The 16,891-nt window shown below is 65.6% G+C and carries 19 protein-coding genes; 15 read left to right on the forward strand and 4 right to left on the reverse strand.

Features of this window, described 5'->3' with window-relative positions; all coding sequences use genetic code 11:
* Positions 1 to 4: 4 nt before the first annotated feature.
* Together ACFQPG_RS08615 and ACFQPG_RS08620 are read left to right on the forward strand one after the other, a co-directional pair.
* Positions 5 to 253 carry a YnbE family lipoprotein gene (locus ACFQPG_RS08615; protein WP_380812063.1) on the forward strand — a complete coding sequence of 83 codons (249 nt, stop codon included), beginning with the start codon at positions 5 to 7 and terminating at the stop codon, positions 251 to 253.
* Entirely contained in the window at positions 250 to 627 is a 378-nt protein-coding gene (locus ACFQPG_RS08620; protein ID WP_380812065.1) for a YdbL family protein, read from the forward strand. The genes ACFQPG_RS08615 and ACFQPG_RS08620 overlap by 4 nt, the downstream gene beginning before the upstream one ends.
* Here the strand turns inward: ACFQPG_RS08620 and ACFQPG_RS08625 are convergent.
* Positions 609 to 1,316 (reverse strand): hypothetical protein, encoded by a 708-nt coding sequence (locus tag ACFQPG_RS08625; RefSeq protein ID WP_380812067.1) that lies wholly within the window; start codon positions 1,314 to 1,316, stop codon positions 609 to 611. The genes ACFQPG_RS08620 and ACFQPG_RS08625 overlap by 19 nt on opposite strands.
* Before the next feature lie 176 nt (positions 1,317 to 1,492).
* Between ACFQPG_RS08625 and ACFQPG_RS08630 the strand changes: the two genes are divergently transcribed.
* The 11 genes from ACFQPG_RS08630 (at position 1,493) to recA (ending at position 11,310) form a co-directional block, all read left to right on the forward strand.
* Positions 1,493 to 1,819: an AtpZ/AtpI family protein gene (locus tag ACFQPG_RS08630; RefSeq protein WP_380812069.1), complete on the forward strand. Its 327-nt coding sequence runs from the start codon at positions 1,493 to 1,495 to the stop codon at positions 1,817 to 1,819.
* Positions 1,820 to 2,611, forward strand: a complete 792-nt coding sequence (locus ACFQPG_RS08635) for a F0F1 ATP synthase subunit A (protein WP_380812071.1) — start codon at positions 1,820 to 1,822, stop codon at positions 2,609 to 2,611. It begins immediately after the preceding gene.
* 31 nt (positions 2,612 to 2,642) lie between these two features.
* Entirely contained in the window at positions 2,643 to 2,870 is a 228-nt protein-coding gene (locus ACFQPG_RS08640; protein WP_129383163.1) for a F0F1 ATP synthase subunit C, read from the forward strand.
* Positions 2,871 to 2,977: 107 nt separating this feature from the next.
* Complete coding sequence (locus ACFQPG_RS08645) at positions 2,978 to 3,472, forward strand: ATPase (RefSeq protein ID WP_380812074.1); 495 nt, start codon at positions 2,978 to 2,980, stop codon at positions 3,470 to 3,472.
* Complete coding sequence (locus ACFQPG_RS08650; RefSeq protein WP_380812076.1) at positions 3,465 to 4,022, forward strand: hypothetical protein; 558 nt, start codon at positions 3,465 to 3,467, stop codon at positions 4,020 to 4,022. Before ACFQPG_RS08645 ends, ACFQPG_RS08650 begins: the two co-directional genes overlap by 8 nt.
* Before the next feature lie 87 nt (positions 4,023 to 4,109).
* Complete coding sequence (gene smpB, locus ACFQPG_RS08655; RefSeq protein WP_380812078.1) at positions 4,110 to 4,592, forward strand: SsrA-binding protein SmpB; 483 nt, start codon at positions 4,110 to 4,112, stop codon at positions 4,590 to 4,592.
* The gene (locus ACFQPG_RS08660; RefSeq protein WP_380812080.1) at positions 4,585 to 5,151 is read left to right on the forward strand and encodes a DUF2062 domain-containing protein; all 567 of its coding nucleotides are present in this window, start codon (positions 4,585 to 4,587) and stop codon (positions 5,149 to 5,151) included. The genes smpB and ACFQPG_RS08660 overlap by 8 nt, the downstream gene beginning before the upstream one ends.
* A 24-nt stretch (positions 5,152 to 5,175) precedes the next feature.
* Positions 5,176 to 7,248 (forward strand): M13 family metallopeptidase, encoded by a 2,073-nt coding sequence (locus tag ACFQPG_RS08665; RefSeq protein WP_380812082.1) that lies wholly within the window; start codon positions 5,176 to 5,178, stop codon positions 7,246 to 7,248.
* 11 nt (positions 7,249 to 7,259) lie between these two features.
* Positions 7,260 to 9,641 carry a response regulator gene (locus ACFQPG_RS08670; protein WP_380812084.1) on the forward strand — a complete coding sequence of 794 codons (2,382 nt, stop codon included), beginning with the start codon at positions 7,260 to 7,262 and terminating at the stop codon, positions 9,639 to 9,641.
* 41 nt (positions 9,642 to 9,682) lie between these two features.
* Positions 9,683 to 10,036, forward strand: a complete 354-nt coding sequence (locus ACFQPG_RS08675; RefSeq protein ID WP_380812086.1) for a response regulator — start codon at positions 9,683 to 9,685, stop codon at positions 10,034 to 10,036.
* Positions 10,037 to 10,242: 206 nt separating this feature from the next.
* Positions 10,243 to 11,310: a recombinase RecA gene (recA, locus tag ACFQPG_RS08680; RefSeq protein ID WP_380812088.1), complete on the forward strand. Its 1,068-nt coding sequence runs from the start codon at positions 10,243 to 10,245 to the stop codon at positions 11,308 to 11,310.
* A gap of 167 nt (positions 11,311 to 11,477) precedes the next feature.
* On the opposite strand, the gene ACFQPG_RS08685 is transcribed toward recA, so the two are convergent.
* Positions 11,478 to 12,755 (reverse strand): multidrug effflux MFS transporter, encoded by a 1,278-nt coding sequence (locus ACFQPG_RS08685; protein WP_380812090.1) that lies wholly within the window; start codon positions 12,753 to 12,755, stop codon positions 11,478 to 11,480.
* Positions 12,756 to 12,899: 144 nt separating this feature from the next.
* Between ACFQPG_RS08685 and ACFQPG_RS08690 the strand changes: the two genes are divergently transcribed.
* Entirely contained in the window at positions 12,900 to 13,526 is a 627-nt protein-coding gene (locus ACFQPG_RS08690) for a glutathione S-transferase family protein (protein WP_380812092.1), read from the forward strand.
* Positions 13,519 to 14,754 carry a M24 family metallopeptidase gene (locus ACFQPG_RS08695; protein ID WP_380812094.1) on the forward strand — a complete coding sequence of 412 codons (1,236 nt, stop codon included), beginning with the start codon at positions 13,519 to 13,521 and terminating at the stop codon, positions 14,752 to 14,754. Before ACFQPG_RS08690 ends, ACFQPG_RS08695 begins: the two co-directional genes overlap by 8 nt.
* Here the strand turns inward: ACFQPG_RS08695 and ACFQPG_RS08700 are convergent.
* Positions 14,751 to 15,539 carry an HAD hydrolase-like protein gene (locus ACFQPG_RS08700; RefSeq protein WP_380812096.1) on the reverse strand — a complete coding sequence of 263 codons (789 nt, stop codon included), beginning with the start codon at positions 15,537 to 15,539 and terminating at the stop codon, positions 14,751 to 14,753. The two genes, ACFQPG_RS08695 and ACFQPG_RS08700, sit on opposite strands and share 4 nt — an antisense overlap.
* Positions 15,536 to 16,861, reverse strand: coding sequence for a dicarboxylate/amino acid:cation symporter (locus ACFQPG_RS08705; RefSeq protein WP_380812098.1), 1,326 nt, complete (start codon positions 16,859 to 16,861; stop codon positions 15,536 to 15,538). Before ACFQPG_RS08705 ends, ACFQPG_RS08700 begins: the two co-directional genes overlap by 4 nt.
* Between the last annotated feature and the right edge of the window lie 30 nt (positions 16,862 to 16,891).

Genomic DNA, 16,891 nt, shown 5'->3' on the forward strand with positions numbered 1-16,891 from the left:
TTGGATGAACGCGCGACACCTCGCGAGACTTGCCGTTGCGGCGGCGCTGACGCCGGCGCTGGCCGGGTGCATTTCGGTCAAGACGCCGGAAAAGCCGATCGAGATCAATCTGAACGTGACCATCCGACAGGAGGTGCTGGTGCGCCTGCAGCGCGATGTCGAGCAGTTGATCAACCAGAATCCGGACGCGTTCCCGACCACCACGCCGTCCGGGCAGACGCCATCAAATCAGACACCGGGCAATCGCAGATGAGGCACGTCCTGATGGTTGCGGCGGCAGTGGCTGCCGTCTTCGCCTGCTCGGCTGCGGCGCAGACATCCGCCGCCGTGGCTCGGGCGCAGGGCATGGTGGGAGAGCGGTTCGACGGTTATCTCGGCTATGCGAGAGTTCCATCCAGCAACCACGTCCGCTCGCAGACCGAAGCGATCAACATCCGCCGGCGCAAGCTCTACACCGACCTTGCCGCCAGCCGGGGGGTCAGTCCCCAGGAAGTCGGTGTCACCGCCGGCTGCACGCTGCTTGGGCGAGTCGCGGTGGGCGAAGCCTACATGCTGAGCGACGGCCTGTGGCGCCGGCGCGGGGCGGGGCAACGGGCGCCCGTGCCCGACTATTGCACCGGGGACTGAGCCTCGAACGAGGGGCGGTATTCAGGCTTGAGGCGGTAGATCATGGCGGCAGTGAGCGGCAGGGAGATCACATATTCTCCTTCCGCGTAGGGTCCGGCGACATAAGCATCCGCCGTCATCCGGGCATGATCGAAACGGCCGTTGCGATCCTTGTCCACCAAGGTCACGGTGAGTTCGTGAAGGGCGGGGCAGTCGCCGAACGGATCAGACCGCCGGACCATTTCACCCCGGCGCTTGCGCCGTTCGCGGTCCAGCAGCACGCAAAAGGGCCGGGTCAGCGCGGCGTTCCACCATCCGGCACGAAACAGAATGGCGTCCAGCCCGATCGGAGTGCCTAGGCGGCGATCCCACAACAGTGCCGTCGTTCCGCTGTTCGGGTGAGCGCCCCCGGTGTGGATCGACGTCTCGCCCTCCAGCGACAGCAGGCGAGGACTTTGGCCGGCCGTAGTCCAATTGCGGAAGAAGAAGTCGCCGCCGGGAGTTGCCGTGCCCATTTTCTGGCGGATGCCGCGATTTGCCGTTGCGGTCTGCAATGCCTGCGCCTTTTCCTTTGCGGCGTCGGCGCGAAAGCGGCGGTCGAGCCCTGGAACGGCGGCGGCTTCAGTTGACCAGCGGTAGCGAAAGTCGAGCAAATCGTCCTTGCTGGCGATGGTCACCGGAGCGGCGGCGAGGAGGATGGCGACAAGCATGGCCCAGCTTACCTTAAGGTCGGCCTGGCGCGCCAGCAGCACGGTTGACGGCTTGGCCGACGGTTCCTAAAGGGGCGGCGCCTTGGCGGGCTTTTCACGCCGCCATGTTCCTTGCCTTTCGCGGATGCGCGCCCATTCCCGGGCGTCGCCGCGCACATGAAGGAGTTCAAAGGGTCATGGTGGAAGAGGAGCCCGGGCAGGATCCGAAGCTTCCCCCCGATGCACGGCTCGACCGCTTGGAACAGCGGTTGGAACGCGCAAAGGCGGAGGAGGCGGTCAGGACCGGTCAGGCGCCGGCGGCCGATGCCAGTGAGCAACTCGGCAACCGCGTCCTGTCCTACCTGGTCGGCGGCCTGCTTGGCGGTGCCTTGATCGGCTGGCTGCTCGACGGCCTGTTCGACACGGGGCATCTGCTCCTGATCGTTGGCCTGGTGCTGGGCACCGTCGGCGGCTTCTGGAGCATCATCAAATTGTCGATGGCGAAGACGAAGAGGGACGCCTAAGTGGCCGCAGAATCGGGCAAGATCGATCCGATGCACCAGTTCCAGGTCGAACCTTTGTTCGGCCATGACTGGCAGATCGCGGGCAATTCGATCGCCTTTACCAACAGCTCGCTATGGATGCTGTTCACCCTTCTGGCGGTGTGGCTGTTCATGCTCGGCGGCATGAAGCGGCAGCTCGTGCCCGGCCGCTGGCAGATGGCGGTCGAGGGCGTCACCAGTTTCATCACCAACATGATGGACACCAACGTCGGCAAGCAGGGCCGCAAGTTCGTGCCCTACGTCTTCTCGCTGTTCATGTTCATCCTGTTCGCCAACATCCTCGGATTGCTGCCGCTTGGTGTGATCCCGGGGGTGCATCCGTTCACGGTCACCAGCCACCTGACGATCACTGCGGTGCTGGCGATCGTCTCCTTCTCGATCGTCCTGATCGTCGGCTTCGCCAAGCATGGCTTCCATTTCTTCAGCCTGTTCGTGCCGCACGGCGCGCCCTGGTGGATGCTGCCGATCCTGATCCCGGTCGAGTTCGTCTCCTTCATGGTGCGCCCGTTCAGCCTCGCGCTGCGACTGTTCGTGGCGATGACGGCGGGGCACATCTTGCTCAAGGTGCTGGCTGGGTTCGTCATCAACGGCGCCAATGCTCAGGCGCTGTGGGTCGCGCCGGTGGTGAGCCTTCCGTCCTTCATCCTGATGATCGGGATCAGCGCGCTCGAGCTGCTGGTGGCCGCCATCCAGGCCTATGTCTTCGCGCTGCTGACGTCCTTGTACCTCAACGACGCGATCAATCTTCACTAACCAACAACGAGATATAAGAGGGAGTTTTCACATGGACGCAGAAGCCGCAAAGCTGCTCGGAGCCGGTCTGGCCGCCATCGGTGTCGGCATGGCCGCACTGGGCGTTGGTAACGTGTTCGGTTCGTTCCTGGAGAGCGCGCTGCGCAACCCGGCCGCCGCCGACAGCCAGCAGGGCCGCCTGTTCATCGGCTTCGCCGCCGCCGAGCTTCTCGGCCTGCTGGCGTTCGTCGTGGCGATGATCCTGCTGTTCGTCGCGTAACACGTTTAACGAACACCGACTGCCCTGAGCCTGTCGAAGGGCTGTCCTTTTTCTCCAGAAGGACAGGGCTTCGACAAGCTCAGCCCATACGGGTTTAGGGATAAGCAATGCCTCAAATCGCGCAAATCGGCGAAATTTATGCATCCCAGCTGTTCTGGCTGGTGGTGACCTTTGGTGCGATCTTCCTGATCGTGGGTTTGGGCATGGTGCCCAAGATCCAGGGTACGGTGGACGCCCGTGATTCCCGGATTGCAGCCGACCTGGCGGAGGCGGCAAGTGCCCGCGACGCTGCGGACCGGCTGCAAGACGAGTATCGCTCGGCGATGGACAGGAGCCGTGCCGAAGCGGCGGCGCTTGCCTCCGATGCCAAGGCCGGCGCGGCCAAGGCGACTGAAGCGCGGGTCGCCGAGGCGGATCGCTTTGCAGCGGGCAAACTCGAGCTGGCGATGAACCGCATTGCGGACGCGCGTTCGTCGGCTCTGGCAGAGATCGAAACGGTTGCCGCCGAGGCTGCGCAAGCGATGGTGGAGCGAGTGTCGGGCGTCTCGGTCGATCCGGCCGCCGCTCGTGCCGCCGTGCAGCAGGAGCTGAACCGTGGCTGAGCCGATTCACGAAAAGACCAACACCGAAGTCCAGGCCGGGGTCGAGCATCACGTCGATCCCCAGGCCTTGGGATTCGATGCGACCATGCTGGTCGGCCTGTCCATGCTCATCGTGGTCCTGGCGATGATCTGGAAGAAGGTCCCGGCGGCGATCGGCAGGTCGCTCGACGGCAAGATCGCCGCAATTCGGGCGCAGCTCGATGAAGCGTCGGCCCTTCGCCAGGAAGCGGAGACGCTCAAGGCCGAATATCAGGCCAAGGCGGCCGCCGCTGAGGCGGAAGCGGCAGCCATGGTCGAGCGCGCCCGCCACGAGGCGGAGGGCATTCGCACCAAGGCGGAAGCCGATGCAGAGGCGCTGGTCGAGCGGCGCACCCGCATGGCGGAGGACAAGATCGCGGCCGAGGAGCGCGCCGCGGTTCAGCAGCTTCGCGCCACCGCCGCCGAAGCAGCTGCGTGCGCCGCCGCCCGGATCATCGCCGAGCGGCACGACGTGGCTGCCGACAAGGCGCTGATCGACCAAGCGATCGGCGGGCTTGGCCGAACCCACTGACCATCGGAACGGCGGGCTGACCGGCTCGCGGTTTTCATGCCCATCATTGCTGGCGTTCGCGGCCCGCCCGCACTAACTGGCTAGGCAATGTCCAAGCCACTTCCCGCACCGTTCGACAAGCAGAAGGTCGTCGCCGAGAACCGGCGCGCCCGCTACGATTATTTTGTCGAGGAGCGGCTGGAGGCCGGGATCGAGCTGCGCGGCACGGAGGTGAAGGCGCTTCGCGGCGGCGAGGGCTCGATCGCCGAAAGCTATGCTACCGTCGACGGGGAAGAGGTGTTCCTCGTCAACTCGTCCATTCCCCAATATGGCGCAGGCAGCTGGATGAACCATGAGCCGCGCCGCCGCCGCAAGCTCTTGCTCAAGGGGCGGGAGATCGCCAAGCTGCAGGGGGCGGTGACGCGCCAGGGACTGACCCTCGTTCCGCTGTCGATCTACTTCAACAGCAATGGTCGCGCGAAGGTCGAACTGGCGGTCGCGCGGGGCAAGAAGATGCACGACAAGCGCGAGACGACCAAGGAGCGCGATTGGAAGCGCGAGCAGGGACGGCTGCTCCGCAAGCATGGCTGATCGCGCATCGTTCCTGTCCCGCCTTGCAGCACGGCATACTCCGACCCGCGAGGAGGTGCTGGAAAGCCGCTGGCTGAAGCCTTTCGGGCACCGCATCCGTCACTCCGAGCTGTGGCGCTTTACACGCCGCTCGGTCCCGCGCGGCGTGTTTGCGGGCCTATTCATCGGCATCTTCCTGATGGTGCCGGGGCTGCAGATCGTCGGCGCGGCGCTGTTGTCGGTGCCATTGCGCGGCAATATCCCGATCGCCGCGGCAATGACCTTCCTCAGCAATCCGCTGACCACGCCTTTCTTCCTCGCGGTGTCCATCCCAGTGGGCAACCTGCTGGGCTTTCACGCCGATCTCGAGACGTTCAACGCCCTGTTCGCCCGCGGTGCCTCGATCGGGCGCTGGGCACAGTGGCTGGTCTCCGACGCGGCGCCGGCGATGATGTCCGGGCTGTTCATCATCGCGCTGGGCTGTGCGTTGGTCGGCTATGGCGTGTCGATTGTCGTTTGGCGCTGGTGGGTCAATCGCAAATGGCGCAGCCGTACGCATTCCAATGCCCTTCACGAATGATCTCAACTGGAGCAGTGTAACCTCATGAAGCGTATCCTGATTCTCCTCGCCACGACGACCGCAATTGCCGGCTGCGCGACCACGGCCCCGGTCGATACGACCGCCGTGGCTGCCGCCGAGCCTGCCCCGGTCGTGGCGGAGGCGCCCGCGGCCGCGAAGCCGCAGATCGGCACGTTCGGCTTCGACAAGGCGGGAATGGATATGTCGGTGGCGCCGGGCGACAATTTCTACCAGTTTGCCAACGGCACCTGGGCGCGGACGACCCAGATCCCAGCAGATAAATCGAACTACGGCATGTTCACCGTGCTCGACGACCTGTCGCGCCAGCGGACCCGCACCCTGATCGACGAGCAGGCCAAGGATCCGAACAGCCGGATCGGCGCCGCCTACGCGAGTTTCATGGATGAGGCCGCGCTGGAGGCGAAGGGCCTCGCGGCGTTCGACCCCTGGCTGAATCAGGTTCGCGGGCTGAACAGCCGCTCCAGCCTCCCGGAACTCTACGCCGAAGCGATGAAGCTCGGTATTGGCACGCCGTTCGGCGGGTACGTGGGCCAGGACGACAAGTCGCCCGACCAGTATATCCTGCAATTCTTCCAGTCGGGCCTCGGCATGCCTGACCGCGACTATTACCTGTCCAAGGATGCAAAGCTTGCCGACACCAAGGCCAAGTATCTCGCCCACCTGACCAACGTCCTGACCCTTGCCGGGGAGAAGAATGCGGCCGGGCGCGCCGCCGCGATTCTCGCTTTTGAGGACAGGATCGCTGCCGTCAGCTGGACCAAGGTCGAAAGCCGCGACGCAACCAAGACCTACAATAAGTATACGCTCGACCAGTTGGCGAAGAACTCCCCCGGCTTCGACTTTCGCGGCATGATCGCCGCCACCGGGGCGCAGAACGTCAGCAACCTGCTGGTCGCCCAGCCGAGCGCGATCACCAAGATCGCCGCGCTGGTCGGCAAGGCCCCGCTTGGGGTGCTGCGCGACCAGCTGCTGGTCCGCTCGCTCGATACCTACGCGCCCTACCTTCCCGCCGCCTTCGACAAGGAGCAGTTCGCTTTCTACGGCACGACCCTGTCCGGCACGCCGCAGCAGGAGGAGCGTTGGAAGCGCGCCGTGAACTTCACGGTCGGCGTGCTTCAGGACGACGTGTCGAAGCTCTATGTCGACCGCTATTTCCCGCCAGAAACCAAAGCCGCGGCCGACGCGCTGGTGAAGAACGTGGTTGACGCCATGGGCCGCAAGATCGACGGGCTCGCCTGGATGGCGCCGGAGACCAAGGCCCGCGCCCGCGCCAAGCTCGCCAACTTCACGACCAAGATCGGCTATCCAGATCGCTGGCGCGACATGTCGGCGCTGGAAGTCCGCCGCGACGACCTCATCGGCAATGCGATGCGCTCCAACCGCTTCGACTATGCCTACAATGTCGGTAAGCTCGGCCAACCGATCTATCGCTGGGAGTGGGGCATGACCCCGATGACGATCAATGCCTATGCCAACTTCGGCATGCAGGAGATCGTTTTCCCCGCCGCGATCCTGCAACCGCCGTTCTTCGACCCGAACGCCGATCCAGCGCTGAACTATGGTGGCATCGGTGCGGTGATCGGGCATGAGATCAGCCACCACTTCGACGACCAGGGCTCGAAATATGACGAGAACGGGCGTCTGCAGGATTGGTGGACCCCGGCGGACAAGGCTGCGTTCGAGGCCGCGACCAAGCAGCTGGTCGCTCAATATGACGCGTACGAGATCTTCCCCGGCGCCAGGATCAAGGGCGATTTCACGTTGGGCGAGAACATCGGCGACCTAGCCGGCCTGGCGATCGCGTATGACGCGTACAAGCAGTCGCTGAACGGCCAGGCCGCGCCGGAGCTGGACGGCACCACCGGCGACCAGCGCTTCTACCTCGGCTGGGCACAGGTGTGGCGGCGTAACTACCGCGAGGCCAATCTGCGCCAACGGCTGCTGACCGATCCGCACTCGCCGTCCGAGCAGCGGGTGTGGGTCGTGCGCAATCTCGATCCCTGGTACCAGGCGTACAACGTTCAGCCCGGCCAGAAGCTGTACCTGCCCCCGGCGCAGCGCGTGCGGGTCTGGTAAGCCGCTGGCCGATGCTCCACGCCAGGCTCGCCGCGATCGAAGCGGAGCCGCTTCCCCGCGGCGAGTCCTGGCTCGTTCCGGTGCTGGTCGCCGCCGGGCTCGGGAGCCTGGCGGTCCTGGCGCTGGTCGCCGGGCAGCCGCTTGCGGCGGCTTTGCTCGGCGCGGCGGCTCCGCTCGGGGCGCTGGTCGCGTGGGCGTTGTTTCGCCGTTCGCCAGCCCAGGCCGCTATGGCCGTGCCGGTTCAATCGGACTACTCGCTGGTGTCTTCGAGCCTGGCGCTGTGCCCCGACCCCGCCGCGCTGACTGCGAGCGATGGGCAGCTGATCGCTGCCAACACAGCATACCGCGAGCGCTTCCCGGGATCACCCGTGCCGCTGGCGGTCGGCGCCGATGACGACGCCGCTTTGTCGCTGGGCGCCGCCCAGGCGCTGGCGTGGCGTGACGGCACGAGCAGCGCGGATGGAATCGCGACCGCACAGGGACCGGCCAAGGTGGAGGTAGAGCGGGTCGGCGCCCGTGGCGACCAACTGTTGTGGCGCTTCCATCGCCCCGCCCGAGACATGATCGCGACCGTCACCGGCCGCATTCTCGGCGCGGAGGGCGAGGTGTTCGCCGCCAGCGGGATCCTGGCGGCTGTGACCGGCGAAGATGGCGTGCTGTGCGCCGTAAATGCACCGCTGGCCGATCGGGCGGGGATTGCTCGGGACGGCGGCGGGCTGCGCCTGTCGGACGTGGTGAGCGGCACTGACGACGGTCGTCTGCGGCTGAACGGCGAAGGGGAGGGGGCACGGCCGCTGCGGATGCTGCACGTGCCGGTCGACGCGGAGCGCGAAGGCAGCGGCGGGCTGACCCTGCTGTTTGACACGACCGAGAGCGCCAACCTCAATGCGTCCAGCAACCTCCAGGCGCTGCTCGACATGCTTCCTGTCGGGCTGGCACTGGTTGACCGCGACGGCCGTTTCCTGACAACCAACACGGCCTTTCGCGTGGCCGGCGGGATCGCCGAAGGAAGCCGACCGTCCTACCCCGGAGACCTGGTCGTCAAGGAGGACAAGGGCCCGGTAGCGGATGCGGTGCGGCGCAACGCTCGTGGGCCGGCGATGTCCGGCGATCTGGCCGTGCGCCTTGTTCACCGGCCAAGTGAGCCCGTCGCCCTGACCATCGCCGGGCTCCGCGAATTGGGCGATGCCGCGGTGCTGTTGCTGCTCAAGGACAATAGCGAAGAGGCCAAGCTCAAGCGGCAGATCGCACAGGCGACCAAGATGCAGGCGGTCGGTCAGCTAGCCGGCGGCGTGGCGCACGATTTCAACAACATCCTGACCGCGATCATCGGTCATTGCGACCTTATGCTGATGCGGCACACGCCTGGCGACAGCGACTATGACGACATTCAGCAGATCAAGTCCAACTCGAACCGCGCCGCGGGGCTGACGCGGCAGCTGCTCGCATTCTCCCGCCAGCAGACGCTTAGGCCGCAGGTGCTCCAGCTGCCGGACGTGGTGTCCGAAGTCTCGCACCTGCTGAAACGATTGCTGGGCGAGACGGTGCACCTCAACGTCAAGCATGGTCGGGATCTGGGCACGGTGCGCGCCGATCCCGGGCAGCTGGAACAGGTGATCGTCAACCTGGCGGTCAACGCGCGTGACGCAATGGCGTCCGAGGGCGGTGGCACGCTCACCATCCAGACCTATGCCGTCCGCGCCGACCAGGTGGCGGAGCTCGGCTCCGAGATCCTGCCGATCGCCGATTATGCCGCCTTGTCGATCAGCGACACCGGAATCGGCATCCCTGCGAACGTGCTGGGCAAGGTGTTCGAGCCATTCTTCACCACCAAGGAAGTGGGCAAGGGGACGGGCCTCGGTCTCTCGACGGTGTACGGCATCGTCAAGCAATCGGGCGGCTTCATCTTCGCGGACAGCAAGGTGGGCAAAGGGACGACCTTCGTCATCTACCTGCCGGTGCACCGCGACCTTTCACCCAAGAGCAAGGCGCCGGCTGCGGCTCCTCCCAAGGCCGAGGAATTGTGGGGTAGCGGGACTGTTCTGCTGGTGGAGGATGAGCCGATGGTCCGCACGGTGGCGGAGCGGGCTCTCACTCGGCAGGGCTATACCGTCCTGGTTGCGAACAATGGGGAGGAGGCGCTGGAGATCATCCACCGCGGAGAGCCGATCGACCTTCTGATCAGCGACGTGGTGATGCCGGTGATGGATGGTCCGACCATGGTCCGCGAAGCTCGCAAGAGCCGGCCCGAACTTCCGATCCTCTTCATGTCCGGCTATGCCGAAGAGCAACTCCGCAAGTCGATCGACATCGACCACGTGGCTTTCCTGCCGAAGCCGTTTTCTGTCCAGGAGCTTGCTGAAGCGGCTCGTAAGGTTTTGGCAGCGAAATAAAAAATTGTTGCGCGCCCCGGAACGATCCGTATTCAGGCGCGGTGAACCAGGGGCATACCATCCTCGTCGTCGAAGACGAACCGCTGATCGCCATGATGCTCGAGGACTTCCTCGAGACGCTCGGCCACACCATCAGCGCCAGTTGCGACAATGTCGCCGAAGCGCTCGGCAAGGCGGAGGAAGGTGGCTTCGACCTCGCCATCCTCGACGTGAACCTCAAGGGCGAAGCGGTCTGGCCGGTTGCCGAGCGGTTGCGTGACAAGGGGGTGCCGTTCGTGATCGCCTCGGGCGGCCATGTCGAGCCGCCGCCGGCACAGTTCGCGGACGTTCCGCTGCTGGAAAAGCCATATACGATCGACCGGATCCCGCCGGCGCTGGAGCAGGCGGTCGGTTGACATCCCGGCGGCTGGGCCGAAAAGGCGTGCCGCTTCCGAAATAGTGGTTTGTTTGTGCCCAGGGCTCGCTTATGCAGCGGGCGCTCGGACCACATCTGCCGGACGGCGAGCTCGTTCTGTTCTGCTCTTGTTCCTCAAGAACAAATCAGATACAACACCTCACGAAGGCGGCGTCGCCGCCCGACGAACGAGGAGAGTTGAAAGTCATGGCAGCGCAGCTGAAGGTCGTCGGATTGGGCGGGGAAGCAGGAAATATGGACAGGCAGAAGGCGCTGGAGGCTGCGTTGGCGCAGATCGACCGGGCGTTCGGCAAGGGCTCGGCGATGAAGCTGGGCAGCCGCGAGAAGATCGAGATCGAGGCCATCTCGACCGGCAGCCTGGGGCTGGACATCGCGCTTGGCATTGGTGGGCTGCCACGGGGCCGGGTAATCGAGATTTACGGCCCGGAAAGCTCGGGCAAGACGACGCTTGCGCTGCATGCGATTGCCGAAGCGCAGAAGACGGGCGGGACCGCTGCGTTTGTGGACGCCGAGCATGCCCTCGACCCGATTTATGCCAAGAAGCTTGGCGTCAACATCGACGAACTGATCGTCTCGCAGCCGGACACCGGCGAGCAGGCGCTGGAGATCGTCGACACCCTGGTGCGCTCCAATGCGATCGACGTGCTGGTAGTCGACTCGGTGGCGGCGCTGGTCCCGCGAGCCGAGATCGAGGGTGAGATGGGCGATAGTCACGTCGGCCTTCAGGCGCGGCTGATGAGTCAGGCGCTGCGCAAGCTGACCGGTTCGATCAGCCGCTCGCGCTGCACGGTGATCTTCATCAACCAGGTCCGGATGAAGATCGGCGTCATGTACGGCAATCCGGAAACGACGACCGGCGGCAATGCGCTGAAGTTCTACGCGTCGGTTCGCCTCGACATCCGCCGCACCGGGCAGATCAAGGATCGCGACGATATCGTCGGCAACACCACGCGGGTGAAGGTCGTCAAGAACAAGGTCGCCCCGCCGTTCAAACAGGTCGAATTCGACATCATGTACGGCGAAGGCGTGTCCAAGATCGGCGAGATCCTCGACCTTGGCGTCAAAGCGGGCCTGGTCGAGAAGTCCGGTGCCTGGTTCTCCTATGACTCGGTCCGCATCGGGCAGGGCCGTGAGAACGCCAAGACCTTCCTCAAGGAGCATCCGGAGATGGCGGACAAACTGGAAAGCGCGATCCGTGGCCGCACGGAGGAAGTCGCCGAAGCGTTGATGGTCGGGCCGGGCGACGACGCCTGACCTGCGGCCGCTAAGACATGAGGGTTCGCCGAGAAAAGGCGGCCCTCGTGGGCGGCCTGGCGCAAGTCGGGGTATGCGGCGGTCGTCGCGTGAGCCCAGTTTGCACGTATAAGGGGTCTACCCTCGATCTCTGACCTAGACTGATCCGCCAGTCCACGGCCAACCGGCTACTCTGCGGCCGCGAGAGATTCCGCCTCGGCTTCGCGTTGCGGCGATTCGCGTCGCTCGAAGAGCCGGCGGGGCTCGGTAAGGACGACCAGTGCGGCCCCGGCAAACCCGGCAAGCGCAAGCCCCCACAGGAAGGGGATCTGCGTCCCGTCAAAGCTCTGGCCGATGGCAAAGCCGATGATCGCGGCACCGATGCTGCCGATGAAGCCCTGGATCGAGGAGGCAATGCCCGCAATCGGCGCCATCTTCTCCAGCGCCAGCGTGTTGAGATTGGACGAGGTGAAGGCGAAGCTGGCCATCACCAGTCCCTGAATGATCGCAAATTCGACCAGCGTTTCGCTGAACAGGTCGGCAACCAGCGCGTGCCCGAAGGTGAGCGCCACGAACGCCACGACCCCCAGGTGCCCGACGCGGCGCAGGCCGTAGCGGCCGACCAGTCGGCTGTTGATCCAGCTCGCCAGCGCCATCGGCGCAGCCACTGCGGCGAACACCAGTCCGATGGCCCCCGGCTGGCGAAAGGCGTCGAACACGATCTGCTGGATGGAAGCGATGTAGGCGACCAGGCCCGCGAAGATCGCCGTCTGTGCAAGCGTGTAGCCGATCGACTGACGCTCTGTCATGACCATCCGCGACGCTTCCACCATCGGCTGGACTTCGAGCGGCCGGCGATACTCCGGATGCAACGTTTCCGGCAGGCGCAGCCATGACCAGGCGAGCATAAGAGCCCCGTAGCCCGCCAGAACCAGGAAGATGAGGCGCCACGGCCCCGCGAGCAGGATCAGCTGGCCAATGCTCGGCGCAAGCACCGGGACCAGCATGAAGACCATGAACACCAGGCTCATCACCCGCGCCATCGCCTCGCCTTCGAACAGGTCACGGACCATGGCGACCACGAGCACCCGGGTGACCGCGGCGCAGGCCCCTTGCAGCGCTCGCGCAGCGATCAGCATCTCGAAACTTGGCGCCCAGGCGCACAGAACGGCCAGAACGGTGTAGGCGGCGATCCCGATTGCGAGGATCGGCTTGCGCCCGAAGCGGTCGGCCAGCGGCCCCCACAACAACACCCCGAAACCGAAGCCGAATGTATAGGCCACGACAATCAGCTGTCGGCGGTTCTCGTCAGCGACCTCCAGGGCCCGGCCGATCGCCGGAAGCGCCGGGATCATCGCGTCAATGGCGAAGGCGTTCAGCGCCATCAGCCCCGCGAGCAGGGCGATGGTCTCGCGCGCTCCGGGGCGCGGCCCGGACCCGGGGACACTGGCGGCATCGATCTTCATGGAAGACAGGGTGAGCGCAGGAGGCCGGACAAGGTTCCCGCCGGTCTTGTTCCGAATACGAAAGCGCTGGTAATCCGTTCACCTGCGAGCAATGGTCGTCTCCTGCTCGCGTACCGGAATTTTCCTTAAGTTGCTGAAAGCACGATGACGATCATTGTCCACCATCTGGAAAACAGCCGCTCCCAACGGATCCTGTGGCTGCTGGAGGAACTGGACCTGCCGTATCGCGTGAAGCGCTATGCCCGCGATCCAAAGACGATGCTTGCCCCGCCCGAGCTGCGCCGGGTTCATCCGCTGGGCAAGTCGCCGGTGATCGAAGATGCCGGCCTGGTGGTGAGCGAGAGCGGGGCGATCGTCGAATATCTGGTGGAGAAAGCGGGCGGGCGGCTCGGAGCGCCTTCGGACAAGTGCAATCGCCTGCGCTACCGACAGTTCCTCCACTATGCCGAGGGATCGCTGATGCCGCCGCTGCTCGCCCTGCTGGTGGTTGGACGCCTTGGTATTCTCGGGCGGCCCGCGCGCAAACCGCTGCTTCAGATGTTCGGCCGCCACCTCGACTATCTCGACACGGAACTGAGCGGGCGGCCATGGTTCGCAGGGGAGGAGTTCACCGCCGCGGACGTGATGATGAGCTTTCCGCTTGAGGCTGCAAAGGCGCGGGCAGGGCTCGGCCCCAACCGGCGTCACCTGTGGGCGTGGCTGGAGCGGATCCATGAGCGTCCCGCTTATGGTCGGGCGCTGCATGCCGGTGGGAATTACGTTTATGCCTGAGCTCGACCGGCGGACACTCATCGGATCGGGGCTCGCCGCAGCCCTCCCGCTTCCGCTCGCAATGCCCGCCTTTGCCACGAACATGGCGATGCCGCCCGCGATCGGCCGGGCGGAGCGGGAAAGCCGCCTCCGCCGTGCCCAGCAGCGGATGCAGGCGGTTGGGATCGGCAGCATCCTGGTCGAACCCGGGGCGAGCCTGGATTATCTCACCGGAGTGCAGTGGCGCAGGAGCGAGCGGGTCACCGCCGCGGTGATCCCGGCGCGTGGCGCGCCGATCATCGTCACGCCTTTCTTCGAACGCCCGTCCGTCGCCGAGACGCTCGGCGTCGATGCCGAGATCCGGGTGTGGCAGGAGCATGAGGACCCTGCGGCGCTCGTGGCGGGCTTCCTTCGCGAACGGCGGCTTGCGGGCGAGCCGGTCGGTATGGAGGAAAGCGTACGCTGGTTCGTCAGCGATGGCCTTCGGCACCATCTGCCGCGCACCCGGCTGACCAGCGCGGACCCGGTGATCCGAGCCTTGCGGATGATCAAGTCGCCGGCCGAGCTCGCGCTGATGAACTATGCCGCCCACATCACCCAGCGGGCGCTTCGGTTGACCCATGGCAAGGTCAACGAGGGGATGAGCGCAGGCGAGATCGGGCGGCTGTTCCGCGAAGCGGTTGCGAAGGCCGGGGGCGAGGATGCCTGGGCGCTGGTCCTGATCGACGAGGCGTCCGCGCTGCCCCACGGGACCGGCAAGCCGCAGCAGGTGAAGCGTGGCAGCGTGGTCCTGATGGACTGCGGCTGCGGAGTGCACGGCTACCAGGCGGATATCAGCCGCACCTTCGTGTTCGACGCGGACCCCACGCGAGAGCAGCGTAAGGTGTGGGAACAGGTCCGCCGCGGGCAGGACATCGTCATGACCACCGCCCGGGTCGGCGTCCCGGCAGGCGCCGTCGATGATGCCGTGCGCCGGGCTTACGAGAGTTGGGGCTACGGACCGGACTATCGCTTGCCCGGTCTGTCGCATCGGACTGGACACGGGATCGGAATGGAGGGGCATGAGCCGGTGAACCTGGTGCGCGGCGAGACTACCCGACTGGCCCCCGGCATGTGCTTTTCCAACGAACCGGGGATTTACCGGCCGGGCGAGTTCGGGGTTCGGCTGGAGGATTGCTTCCACATGACAGCCGCGGGGCCGAAGTGGTTCACGACGCCGCCGCCTTCGATCGACCGACCGTTCGGTTAGAGCCTCTCGACCGCCAGGATCGGGCGCCACTCGGCCAGGCCATGGCGCTTCGCCCAATCGTGCGGGAACGGCTCGCCAGCATGGACGCCACCACTGACGAACACGGCGTCGATACCGAAGCGGCCGGCGCCGAGCATGTCGGTGGAGAGCCCGTCGCCCACTGCCAGTACCTCGTTCTTAGGCGGTGAGCCGGCCATCCAGAGCGCATGCTCGTACGTCGCTTCGTGCGGCTTGCCGTACCAGCATACGCGGCCGCCCATCTCCTCGTACGCGTCGGCCAGCGCTCCGGCGCAGACCATTCGCTCGGCGCCGTGGACCACCACCCGATCGGGATTGAGGCAGTGCAGCAGCACCTCGTCCGAGCGCCACTCGGCTAGCCGCTCGTCATAGTCGGCGACCGTTTCCCCCGGCGCCAGGCCGGCGCAGGCGAGTTCGTCGAAGCCGCGGTCGATAAAGCAAAGGCCGCGACTGCCCAGGTCGGCTCGGTCCGGCTCGGTCCCGCAAAAGCCGACCGTTCGCCCGCTAAGAGCGGTAATGCCCACTTCTCCGGCGCTGACAACGCCGGCGTAGAGGCTACTGGCAAGGCCGAGGCGGTCGAGCTGCTCCTCGATCGTCGCAGAGCTGCGCGGCGCGTTGGTGACGAACAGCACGGTTCGGCCTTCGTTCGCCCAGCGGCGCAGCCGGTTTTCGGCTCCCGGCAGTAGCCGGTAGCCATCGTGCACGCAGCCCCACAGGTCGCAGAGAATCAGGCGGTAGCGCTCGGGGAGCGCGTCGAGTTCGCTCACACCGGCTGGGGAGGGGCGGCCGGCCGGATGTCCTCGGGCTCACCCGTATGCGGCTCCCCGCGTGAAACGATGGTCGCCAGCGTCAGGTCTCCGGTCACGTTCAATGTTGTCCGGCACATGTCGAGGAAGCGGTCGACCCCGAGCACCAGCCCAATGCCCTCCGGCGGGACCCCGATCATGCCCAGGATGAGGGCAACCACCGGCAGTGATCCTGCGGGCACGCCGGCCGTTCCGATGCCGCCGAGGATGCAGATCATCAGGACCACGGCTTGCTGCCACAGGGTCAACTCGACGCCGAAGATCTGGGCCAGGAACAGGACGGTGACGCCTTCGAAGATGGCGGTTCCGTTCTGGTTGGCAGTGGCGCCAATAGTAAGCACGAAGCGGGCGACGCGCGGCGGCAGGTTCAGCTTGTCCTCGGCCACTCGCAGTGCTGTGGGCAGGGTAGCGTTGGAAGAGGCGGTGGAAAACGCCATCACCATCGCCTCCTGGCTCTGGCGGAAGAACCAGGCCGGGGACACGCCGCCGAACAGCTTGAGCAGCATTGGATAGACCACGAACATGTGCGTGCCGAGCGCCAGCAGGACCACCCCGACGTACATGGCCAGGCGGATCAGCAGGTCCCAGCCGAACACCGCGGCCAGGTTGAACATGAAGCATGCGACGGCGATTGGCGCGGCGCGAATGATGAGGCTGATCAGCCGCATCGTAACATGGAACACGCCTTCCACCAGGCGCTGGACCTGCTCGGCCGGGCCGCTGCGGGTGATCAGCAGGCCGATGCCGAAGACCAGTGCGAAGAACATCACCGCCAGGATGTCGTTCTCGCTCATCGCGGTGATAACATTGGACGGAATGATCGCCAGCACCGCGTCCACGCCGGATGGCCGGTCGGCCTGGGTCGACAGGATCGCGCCCGCCCGTTCCCGCGCGCCAGCCATCTGCTCCGCGACGAGAGACTGGTCGAACCCGACGCCGGGCTGCAGCAGGTTTGCGTAGGTCAGCGCGATCACCACGCCCAATGCGGACACCAGCACAGTGAAGAACAGAGTGCGCAGCCCCACCCGCTTGAGCGCGGTGATGTCGCCCATTTCCGCGATGCCGACCACCAGCGCCGAAAACAGCAGAGGGATGACCAGCATGAACAGCAGGCGAAGGAAGATCTGGCCGATCGGACCGGTGATGTAGGTGGTGACGAACTCGACCCACGGCGCGTCGCCGCCGCCCAGGAAGTGCGCGAGGAGGCCGGCGCCAAGGCCGACGACGAAGCCGATCAGCATCTGCCATTGGAGGCCGAGGCCCTTGGCTTGCGTTTCTTCCATCACTCGCGGCTCCCCCGTTTACGCCGGCTT

The organism is Sphingomonas sp. GCM10030256, from assembly GCF_042666415.1.
GTDB lineage: Bacteria > Pseudomonadota > Alphaproteobacteria > Sphingomonadales > Sphingomonadaceae > Sphingomicrobium.

Excerpts from the sequence above, each read along its gene's own strand:
- ACFQPG_RS08615 (WP_380812063.1), top strand. The coding sequence starts at position 5 with ATGAACGCGCGACACCTCGCGAGACTTGCCGTTGCGGCGGCGCTGACG.
- ACFQPG_RS08620 (WP_380812065.1), top strand. The coding sequence starts at position 250 with ATGAGGCACGTCCTGATGGTTGCGGCGGCAGTGGCTGCCGTCTTCGCC.
- ACFQPG_RS08625 (WP_380812067.1), bottom strand. The coding sequence starts at position 1,316 with ATGCTTGTCGCCATCCTCCTCGCCGCCGCTCCGGTGACCATCGCCAGC.
- ACFQPG_RS08630 (WP_380812069.1), top strand. The coding sequence starts at position 1,493 with ATGGTGGAAGAGGAGCCCGGGCAGGATCCGAAGCTTCCCCCCGATGCA.
- ACFQPG_RS08640 (WP_129383163.1), top strand. The coding sequence starts at position 2,643 with ATGGACGCAGAAGCCGCAAAGCTGCTCGGAGCCGGTCTGGCCGCCATC.
- ACFQPG_RS08645 (WP_380812074.1), top strand. The coding sequence starts at position 2,978 with ATGCCTCAAATCGCGCAAATCGGCGAAATTTATGCATCCCAGCTGTTC.
- smpB (WP_380812078.1), top strand. The coding sequence starts at position 4,110 with ATGTCCAAGCCACTTCCCGCACCGTTCGACAAGCAGAAGGTCGTCGCC.
- ACFQPG_RS08660 (WP_380812080.1), top strand. The coding sequence starts at position 4,585 with ATGGCTGATCGCGCATCGTTCCTGTCCCGCCTTGCAGCACGGCATACT.
- ACFQPG_RS08665 (WP_380812082.1), top strand. The coding sequence starts at position 5,176 with ATGAAGCGTATCCTGATTCTCCTCGCCACGACGACCGCAATTGCCGGC.
- ACFQPG_RS08670 (WP_380812084.1), top strand. The coding sequence starts at position 7,260 with ATGCTCCACGCCAGGCTCGCCGCGATCGAAGCGGAGCCGCTTCCCCGC.
- recA (WP_380812088.1), top strand. The coding sequence starts at position 10,243 with ATGGCAGCGCAGCTGAAGGTCGTCGGATTGGGCGGGGAAGCAGGAAAT.
- ACFQPG_RS08685 (WP_380812090.1), bottom strand. The coding sequence starts at position 12,755 with ATGAAGATCGATGCCGCCAGTGTCCCCGGGTCCGGGCCGCGCCCCGGA.
- ACFQPG_RS08690 (WP_380812092.1), top strand. The coding sequence starts at position 12,900 with ATGACGATCATTGTCCACCATCTGGAAAACAGCCGCTCCCAACGGATC.
- ACFQPG_RS08695 (WP_380812094.1), top strand. The coding sequence starts at position 13,519 with ATGCCTGAGCTCGACCGGCGGACACTCATCGGATCGGGGCTCGCCGCA.
- ACFQPG_RS08705 (WP_380812098.1), bottom strand. The coding sequence starts at position 16,861 with ATGGAAGAAACGCAAGCCAAGGGCCTCGGCCTCCAATGGCAGATGCTG.